The organism is Acidobacteriota bacterium, assembly GCA_034211275.1.
Classification (GTDB): domain Bacteria; phylum Acidobacteriota; class Thermoanaerobaculia; order Multivoradales; family JAHZIX01; genus JAGQSE01.
The window spans coordinates 46,916-55,637 of record JAXHTF010000023.1; the positions used below are offsets into that span (position 1 = coordinate 46,916).

The following is an 8,722-nucleotide window of genomic DNA, read 5'->3' on the forward strand; positions in this document are numbered from 1 at the left end:
ACATGGTTCCCGCGTCCCGGGGCGGTGCCGCGGGGAGCATCCCTTGAACGGTGGACGCGAGGAAGTAGGCGAGGCTGAGTAGAATGATCATGATCTCAGTCCATCGGGTCAATCGAGAAGAGTCAAAGGATCAGCCTTGGCAGCACCTCGAGCGCTGACCATTGCTATGAGGGATGTGCACACCAGAACTCCTGTGAAAACTACCAGGAAGGCTTTGGGATCGATACTCATGGAGTCGACGATCACTGCAAAGTCGCGGCCGCTGGAAGTATTTGGGCTCGATCTTAGTTGACTTCTTGCGATCGCGAAGAGCACTGCTGTGAAGCCTAAGGATGCGATGGCCGAAAGAGTCGTGAGTAGTACGTACTCGGCGACGACCAGGCGGCGGACGAATTGGCGGCGGAAACCGAGGATGAGCATCTGAGCCATCTGACGGCTCCGCCTTTCCAGGTTGATCTGCGCCAAGGCGGCCAGAGCGAGGAACAAGAAGAGGGCTGATAGGGTCATGGTCAATGTGAAGAGGACCGAGAGCCGAGAGTCTTGCCTTTCCAGCTTGTCGAGAGCAGCGGCGTTGTACTGCACACTGAGTCCTGGGTACTGCTCCTGCAGATGCTCGGCAATCTTGGGTACTTCTTGAACGTCCGGCGCGTAAGCCAGGATCTGGTCGAAGCTTTCGGTGGCTCCGGAAGGGATGAGTACGAAAGGTTCAAGACTGGCGACGTCGACGATGCCGTCGACCAGATTCTTCAGTCGAAAGACTGTTCGAGGATCTGCGATCCAAGGGCAGGGCTCTTCTGGGTTGCACCGATAGAAAGAGCCAACCCGGATCGGCAGGCTATGATCACCGACGGTGATGGTCAGCCGGTCACCGATCCCTCGGTTTTCCGAGAGGGGAAGGGTGAAGACTAGCTCGGTGCTGGTGGGCGGTAGAGTGCCGAAGCGGTCTCGTAGGTCCTGCCAGCCGTCGAGCAAGCCGAGGTATTCAGGATCTAGAGAGACCAGCTCTACCTGTCGAGTGGAGTCCTCGATCTCTGCTGGATCCCTCTGTACCACCGACAGGGTCAGATGGAGCTCATCGACCACTTTGGCTCTGGTGCAGCGATCGATGAGTTGGGGGCGAACAATGTCCCGACATCGACCGTAGCGTGGGCGAATCTCATTCTGTCCACCCGGCTCGAAGAGCTCCTGGGGAGCAAGAAGGAAGCTTTGATGACCGTCGATGGAGGGATAGTCGATTTCCGAGCTTGGCTCGAGATCGTGGTGTTGATCGCGGAGTCGGCGCTCTAGAGTGGATTGGGCTTCCGCGGTGCAGGAAGGGTCAGCCTCCTCGAGGAGGATTCGGCAACGGTTCGTGACTACCTGAGGCAGCGCAGCCTGCACCAGAGCATCATCTGCTGGCAGTTCAAACTCCACGGCTCCGAATCCCGAGGTGTAGCGCCGCAAAGCCTCGCCTGCCTGTGGGCTCGCGTAGAGACCGGTGCCGGGAAGAGTGCGCCGGGCGACCACGCGAAAGGCGGCGGAAATCGGCAGCTCGTTGATGGAGAGCCTCAAGTTGTCTGCCAAGGGATACTCTCCCGTTTGAGAGAGCTCCTGCCAGGTTTCTTCGCCATACAGTCGTTGTCCGAGAGTGTCCGAGACGATGAGGTCGGCGAGGCCGAAGTCGGCGGGGATGCCGGGAACGATTCCGAGGGGCGTCGCCCGAGGGTCTCCCGGTTCCAAGGTTTGCAGCGTGAGGAAGTCGCTCCCCTCCGGACCCTCAATGCTGACCACTAGCTTCCTGTTCCCCACAGCATCGAGGTTCTGAAACTCTTCGGTTTCTGCCTCCAGGTCTCGGATCAGGTTGTCATCGAGTTTTCGACCCGCTTCGTCAGCCAGCTCGAGTCGAATTTCGCGAGCATTGTTCTCTTTCTCGATCTGTTCCTTGACCGCGGCATAGACGCGGTTCTTGATCGATCCCAAGGCCAGCGGAGTTGAGAACAATCCGGTGATTACCAGGATCACGACGAGGCTAAAGCGCCAGTCGACCCGGAGTCCGGCGACCAGGAATCGAAGCAACAGCCCGGCTCCGGAACGTTGTTTCTCAGCGTTCATGGGAATCCTTACGGGAAGATGTCTCTGGGGATGTAGAGGTAAGGGGTACGGCCAAAGAGGCGGAAATTACTCGGTCGTTGAGCGAACTCTCTGAGGAGCTCGGTCTTCTCCGTGAGGATCGTGTTGAGGCGTTCGAAGTCGGCGGGTTTCCAGGTATTGATTTCTTCGGCGGAGAATCGTAAGACCGTTGTCTTGAATGGAAGCACCTGGGCCTTTCTCATCATGCCGTCGAGAGATTCTCCTGCGCGGAATAGATCCTCCGGTGGGACATTGAGCATGGCTGCCAGGGAGGACCTCAGGTTCTGGATGAAGGCATCGGGGCCTTCGGTAAGGCCCGATTCGGCAGCGAGGGCGATATTTTGGATCACGTTGGCAAGCCTGAGGGTCTGGTTCTTGCTCATGAAGACATACTCGCCCATGGCGAGCTGCTTCTTGATTCGCTTGGGGACCCAACCCTCTACAAACTCCGGCGGCGCCTCCCCGGAGGAGCTCGGAGGAAGGTTGGCGATAATGATGGGGAGATCGTATTGGTCGACATCAAAGGGCTCGGCGAGGCTGGGGTCGGCACGAAGGGCTTGGGGCGTAATGCCGGCATCCACCAGTTTTTCGGCTTTGGTCAATAGCGCCCATTCGTCCTTGAGGGCTGCGAGCAACTGTTGCTGGAACGCGCTGGGGTCGGGTTCGATAGCGCGAAAACGCCCTTGAACCGCGTCCGGGCCTCGGAAGGCCAGCTGCTCGAACTCTGCTGTGTCGGCGATGCCAATCTTGAGGGTGAGGAATCGGATGTTCCGTTCGCTGGAAAGATTGACGATGTGGTCCACGCTCAGACCCAAGGGGTTCTTGTCTCGGGCCGCGGGGCTATGAGGGGGGGAGTCACCGATGAGTAGCACGACCTTGAAGTGTCCATCGTTCCATTTGGGGTCCTGAACCGCTCGCGAGACGCCATCGAGCACGGCCTCCGCCGCTTCGTCGCTGCCACAGGTCGCTTCCTGTGCCTGAGCTAGGGCCTGGGTCACTTCCTGGATGTCGTTGGTCAGCTCTGCTTGCCACTTGGTCAGAAATCCGATGTCGCAATCCTGCAGGATCTTGCGGTCCCGGTAGAAGAGAAGGCCGACGCGAAAAGGGCGGCGCATCTCTCCACTGCCAATTTGATCGCTGACGGAGCGGACGAAGGAGTCTAGGGCTTCCGTCGTAGGGCGAAACCACTTTTGCATGCTGGCGGTGGCGTCGACCACCAGCACCAGGTCGTAGCCCAGATTGACGGGGCCCTGTTGGGACTGGCCGCTGAGCTCACCATCGGTTTGCGGACGGACCACCGGACCCTCGGCGGTAACGCGGACGAAGCCGCCTTGATAGATCTCGTCCTGGCTCTGGAAAACCGGAATCAGCAGGGCATAGTCACTGCGCGCTTTGCCCACCCGTTGGGGTTCGCTGCCAAGCTCCTTGCAGGCTCCTGGTTCTCCGGTGAGGGCGAGTTCCTGAGCGCATGCCGCGCTATCGTAGATGCGTACCAGCTCGCGGCCGGACTGCGGTTCGAAGTTGATCATCTGTAGGGTGTTCCACTCGACCACGTCGGTCTTCGCAACCCAGCCGTCGGGCTGCTCCGCGTTGGGCTCGAGGGTCACGGGGAGGCGGTTGTTCTGCTCGCCTTCGAGCAGGAAGTAGATCTGCATGAAGTTGGACTTCTTGCCCTTGTCCCCTGAGGGGGATTCATAGAGCCGCGCATCGTGGGTGACGACCACGGCCTTGCGGTGGACCTGATCTTGGGTGCGGGCTGGGACGAGAGCCTCGACTGGCAGGGTGAGGCTGAGCAGGAAGATCCAACCGATCACTAAATATCGCTTCATGGCCTAAGTTCTCCATACAGCGTTCGAGTCGCCCGAGCATCCTGATCCGGTACTGGATCCAGGACCCTTGCAGTGCCGGGTGATGGGCCAGCAACGTGGTGGAGAGCACGATCCACCCCTCCGTCCTGCGTCATGGTTTCCTCGACTCGAAGCTGCCGATCCACTTCCAGCCCCTCGAGAAAGTCGGCGTCATGGGAGACGGCGATAAGACCTCTTTGGTCGCGTTGGCTGCGAACGAAGTCCAGAACCGCCTTGCGATTGTCGATGTCGAGGTTGTTGGTCGGTTCGTCGAGGAAGACCAAGGCCTGCCGGTCGCCGAACGCCCTCATCAGCCCGAGACGTTGAATCTGACCCCCTGAGATTTGCCAGACCCGGGACGAGGCGATGGATTGCCACTCGGTCTGGCTGAAAAGGTTGGCTTCAGAGGCGCTGCCTACTATTTCGAGATTGGCGGCGACGGAGAGGGAACGAATCAATTCCGGGCGTTGGAACGAGAATCCCAGCCGCCGCCAGAGTCGGGGACCCACTACCGAGCGCCAGCTTCCCGGGCTCACCTCGATGGGGGGAGCGTCGGGAAATCGATAACGAATCCTTCCTCTCTGGAATCGCCTCAAGGAGGCGAGAAGAGTCATGAGGGTGGTCTTTCCCGATCCGCTGATCCCCGAGAGGCACCAGGCCTCACCAGCAAAGAGTCTCAGTCCCGAGGGAATTCGATATCGGTGCTGGTCATCCCCTGGGTAGCGAAATTCGATCTCCTCGACGACCTCGAGGAGTGGCTGTCTCGTCATCACTCGTCCTTTCTCGAGCCGAGTGCGGATATCGCTGACCTTTCGGCGCAGCGATCTGAGCATTCTCCGCACTCGACTCGGTGTCGCTGCAATAGACACATCGGATTGGAGATTGTTGCGGGGGAAGACTTTCCTACCTCGTTTCGTGTCTCTTGGAGCTCGAGCCGCACCTCTGCTGGTGCGAGCTGATACCGCGGAACGAACCGGGAGGCCTCTATGAAATCGGTGTGGGGAAAGTTCTTCTTTTGCTTGGTTTTGCCGATGTTAGTGGCTTCAGTGATCTATGCCGATCCGAGTGGGGGAGAACCGGCCTTACGTTCGCCTTCTGCGGGCGACACACTCCAAGAAATAGGGAAGTTGTTGCTCCAGGAGGAGCACGAAGAAGCCAGAGCTCAGGCTGAGACCCTTGCAGAGTCGGAACTAGCGAGGGATCGTCCCCTGGTCGAAGGAGCTGCTCGAGCGGTTTTGGGGCTTGCTACCTGGCAGCTCGAAGAGCGAGAACAAGCTTTCTCTTCCTTCGACCGCGCCACGGAGCTGTTCTCTAAGGAGAACGATCACTTTGCGGCTTGGGCCGTCCTCTGGATGAGCGGAGATCTTTCTCTGCGCGCTGAACTGGAAGGTATGGGGATCGTGCGGCTTGAGCAGGCTTTGCATCAACTCCAGCTGCTGCGAGCAGCTCCAGAGGGTTTGACGATCCAGGGCACGCTGCAGCTCGTTCGTGCCTTTGGCTGGGACCGGCGGCTGGAAGCTCTCCTAGGAAGTGGGCCGATGTTGAGGCTCACGGCGCCCTTTCTGGCCACGATGCTGGAAAGCGTGACTCGGAGCAGTCTTGGAGCAGCTTGGATCTCAGTTGGAGATCTGGACCGTGCAGAGCGGGAGTTGGAGCGAGCTGACTTGATCGCGGGCAGCTTCGGAGGCATCTTTGACTCCTTCACTGAGAAGCAGTGGGGAGACCTTCGACGTGCTCAATGGCGGCTGGAGGAAGCGAAAGAGCACTATGAGAAAGCATGGGAGGGTACCAGCAGCTTTCGGCTCCTCCCATTCGCTACGGACTCTCGGCAAGAAATCAAGGCCTTGGGCAAGTTGGCGGAAATCGAATTCCTGGCCGGAAATTTCGAGAAGGCGCTGGATTGGAACGAAAAGGCTTCGCAGATGGCCGTTGCTGAGGAGGATCGATCTCGAGAGGCCCAGGTGAGGAATGATCGCGCTCTGCTCTTGATGCGAATGGGGCGGTTCGAGGAAGCGGAGACCGTCTATCTGAAGGCTCTTGAGATAGCGAGGTCCATCGAAGACCACTATCGAGCTGGACTGGTCTCTCTAGATCTTGGTCAGCTGTCGAGGATGCGTGGGGACTGGGGTCAAGCGGTTCGATGGTTGGAGCAGAGTCTCGACCTCCTCGAGGAGGTGGATGCTGATCCAGTCGAATCCGTGGCGGCGAGCGAGCTGGCTCACACCTATTTTTCCTTGGGCAGCTCTGCCGCGGCAAACATCTCGCTGGAAAGAGCTAGGCGGCTGTCGGCCCAGCCTCGAATGGAATTATGGAACACCTATCATCACCTGGTGGAGGTGTTTGGGCGAGTGCAGAATAAAGAGCTGCCCCTTGAGGAGGCTCTGCTTGCCTGGGACGCCCTTTTGGCCGCTCCGGATGGCATAGCCTCAGAGCTATCTCCTGAGGTGGTGGACTTCATGCGCGGACTCCTTCGTGAGTTGTTCGAAGGGCAATTGGATGGGGCTTTCGTAGGTCCTGAGGTAGAGATCGAAACGGCAGCATTGGGCCGACTTTCGTTCCTGAAGGCTTTTCCCGATATCTTCAAAGGCCTTGGAGCGCTAGAACGCGGGGAGTTTGAGGAGGCGGGGCAGGTCTTGCGTACTAGTCTAGGGCGGACCGAAGTTAGATCACTTCGGGAAATGGAAACGACTCTGAGGCTAGTTCTAGGGGTCCTGAGCTGGAAAGAAGGAAATACCCAACAAGCCATCGAATGGCTTCGGCAATCTGTGGAAGGGCAAGAGGAGCTCCTCGCAGGCCTGGACAACGGCAATCTGATCTCCTCGGCCATTGGCGTGCAGCGTCGGGTGGCCGATGACCTTTTGGTCGAGTTTCTTATTTCGGAAGGACGTTCCGAGGAAGCCTTGATCGCAGCCGAGCGGGTGCGTGCCAGGGGGTTGCGTGAGCTCTTGACGGGGCGCCCCATCCGGCGAAACTCGAAGAACGAGCGCCTGATACGAGAAGCTGAAGGCTTGCGAGCCATGCTGGATCATTGGGAGCGCGAGCGCCCGACAGCTTCTTCCAGCCGGCGGCGGGAGATTGATCGGGACCTTGAGAAAGCGAGGGCTTCCTTCGAGGGGCTGATGGTTCGCCTGCAGGTGTCCGAGCCTGGCTATGTGGCCTTGGTGGGATCCGGATCGCCTTCCTTGGACGAGATTCAAGAGGCGCTGGGTGAGGGCCGAGCGGCGATCATCTACTACCTGACGCACGCTGGTTCCCATGCATGGGTTGTGGATCATTCAAAGATCCGGCATGTACGGCTTGAGTCCACTGCCTCGGAGATAGGACAGTCTGTAGTTGCTCTTGTGGAGAGCTTGAGCCGGCCGCCGGCGAGCTCGCCTCGGCCGAGTGTTTCTCAACCCAACCATCCGTCTCCCTTGCCGCGAGCTGTGGTTGCAGTTCCGCTCCGGCTGGATCCTCCCGACGGTCGCGACCTTTACCGGGCCCTCATCGCACCCTTGGAACCGCATCTGTCGGGCTTTGAGGAGCTGATCGTAGTCCCCCACGGGCCCCTCCACGAGCTTCCATTTGCTGCGCTCGTGAACCCGGATACGGGACGCTATCTCATTGAGGAAAGGAGCCTATTGTTTCAGCCGAGCCTGGCGACGTTCTTACAGTTGGGGCACCTGGAGACGGAGCTCACTGGCGGCGCCAGGGTCCTCGGGGCCCCGGAAGAGCTGGATCCTTCTTTGAGTGAGCTGGATTATGCGCGGGATGAGGTCCATCGCATCGCCGGGTTGCTGGGGGTGGAGGCCCTCTTGGGCCCGGAATCGAGGGAGAGCCGGCTTGTAGAAGCCAAGGACACGGTGGACCTGATTCATATTGCTGCCCATGGAGAGGTCAATCCCCGGAATCCGGCCTTCAGCCGTTTGGCTCTCGCTCCAGGGGAGGGAGAGGATGGGTACTTGGAGGTGCATGAGATCCTGACTCGGCTGAACCTGCGGGGAGTCAATCTGGTCGTCTTGTCGGCCTGCGAGAGCAGCCTGGGTTCTCGCAATGAGGGCGATGATGTCATCAGCCTGGCGCGAGCCTTCCTCTACGCTGGGAGTCCAGGAGTGGTTTCGACCCTTTGGAAGGTCGACGATCAAGCCAGCGCTCGCCTGATGTCGGTCTTCTACGACTCTTTGCTGTCCGGTGACTCGGTGGCGAAAGCTTTGAGGGTAGCGCAGCAGGCATTGCTGAACGATCCATCGAGTACCCAGGGCCAAGACTTCCGAGATCCCTATTATTGGGCTGCCTTCAAGCTCACGGGGGATCCCAAAGCGCGGTGGGGGCGAGAAGCTCACGACTCGCCGCCTACCCTCCTGCATCAACGGTAGCCTCTCACCTCTGGTTTTCTTCGCTCTCGGCTTCTGAAGAGCTCCCTACTCTCATCGCAGTTCGGTGTCTCTTGCAGGTAGGGAACTTACTGTGAGTTTCCGACCTACCAAGGATAGAAAGGGTTGAGCAATGAGGACTCTGTGGGGACTGAAGGCGGCGTGCATTTTGATTCTGATTCTCGCCATGGTGGCTTGGCCGGCGGCAGCCCAGACCGATGACGAAGCTGGCGCTGGAGTGACGTTCAATTTCTCCACTCCCGGGTAAATCGTCCGAATAAAACCAACGGCTGTTCGGACGATTTGAATCAAGGGGGGAGCTGAGGGGGATCCGCGTCAGCGGCACTGCGGCGGGCGGTAAGGGCTATGAAAAGACCTTTGACCTCAAATTTGACCCGAACGCGGGCAATCCGG

4 protein-coding genes are annotated in these 8,722 nt (G+C 59.1%); 2 read left to right on the forward strand and 2 right to left on the reverse strand.

Annotation, left to right across the window (positions count from 1 at the left end; translation table 11 throughout):
- Nucleotides 1-108 precede the first annotated feature (108 nt).
- Together SX243_06330 and SX243_06335 are read right to left on the reverse strand one after the other, a co-directional pair.
- The gene (locus SX243_06330) at nt 109-2,091 is read right to left on the reverse strand and encodes an ABC transporter permease (GenBank protein ID MDY7092577.1); all 1,983 of its coding nucleotides are present in this window, start codon (nt 2,089-2,091) and stop codon (nt 109-111) included.
- An 8-nt stretch (nt 2,092-2,099) separates the two neighbouring features.
- On the reverse strand, nt 2,100-3,923 hold the full coding sequence (locus SX243_06335) for a VWA domain-containing protein (protein ID MDY7092578.1): 1,824 nt from the start codon (nt 3,921-3,923) through the stop codon (nt 2,100-2,102).
- Between the two features lie 110 nt (nt 3,924-4,033).
- Here SX243_06335 and SX243_06340 point away from each other — a divergent pair, with 110 nt between their 5' ends.
- A complete protein-coding gene (locus SX243_06340; protein MDY7092579.1) occupies nt 4,034-4,297 on the forward strand; it encodes a hypothetical protein in 264 nt (87 codons plus the stop codon).
- 645 nt (nt 4,298-4,942) lie between these two features.
- Complete coding sequence (locus tag SX243_06345) at nt 4,943-8,311, forward strand: CHAT domain-containing tetratricopeptide repeat protein (protein ID MDY7092580.1); 3,369 nt, start codon at nt 4,943-4,945, stop codon at nt 8,309-8,311.
- Nucleotides 8,312-8,722: the final 411 nt, after the last annotated feature.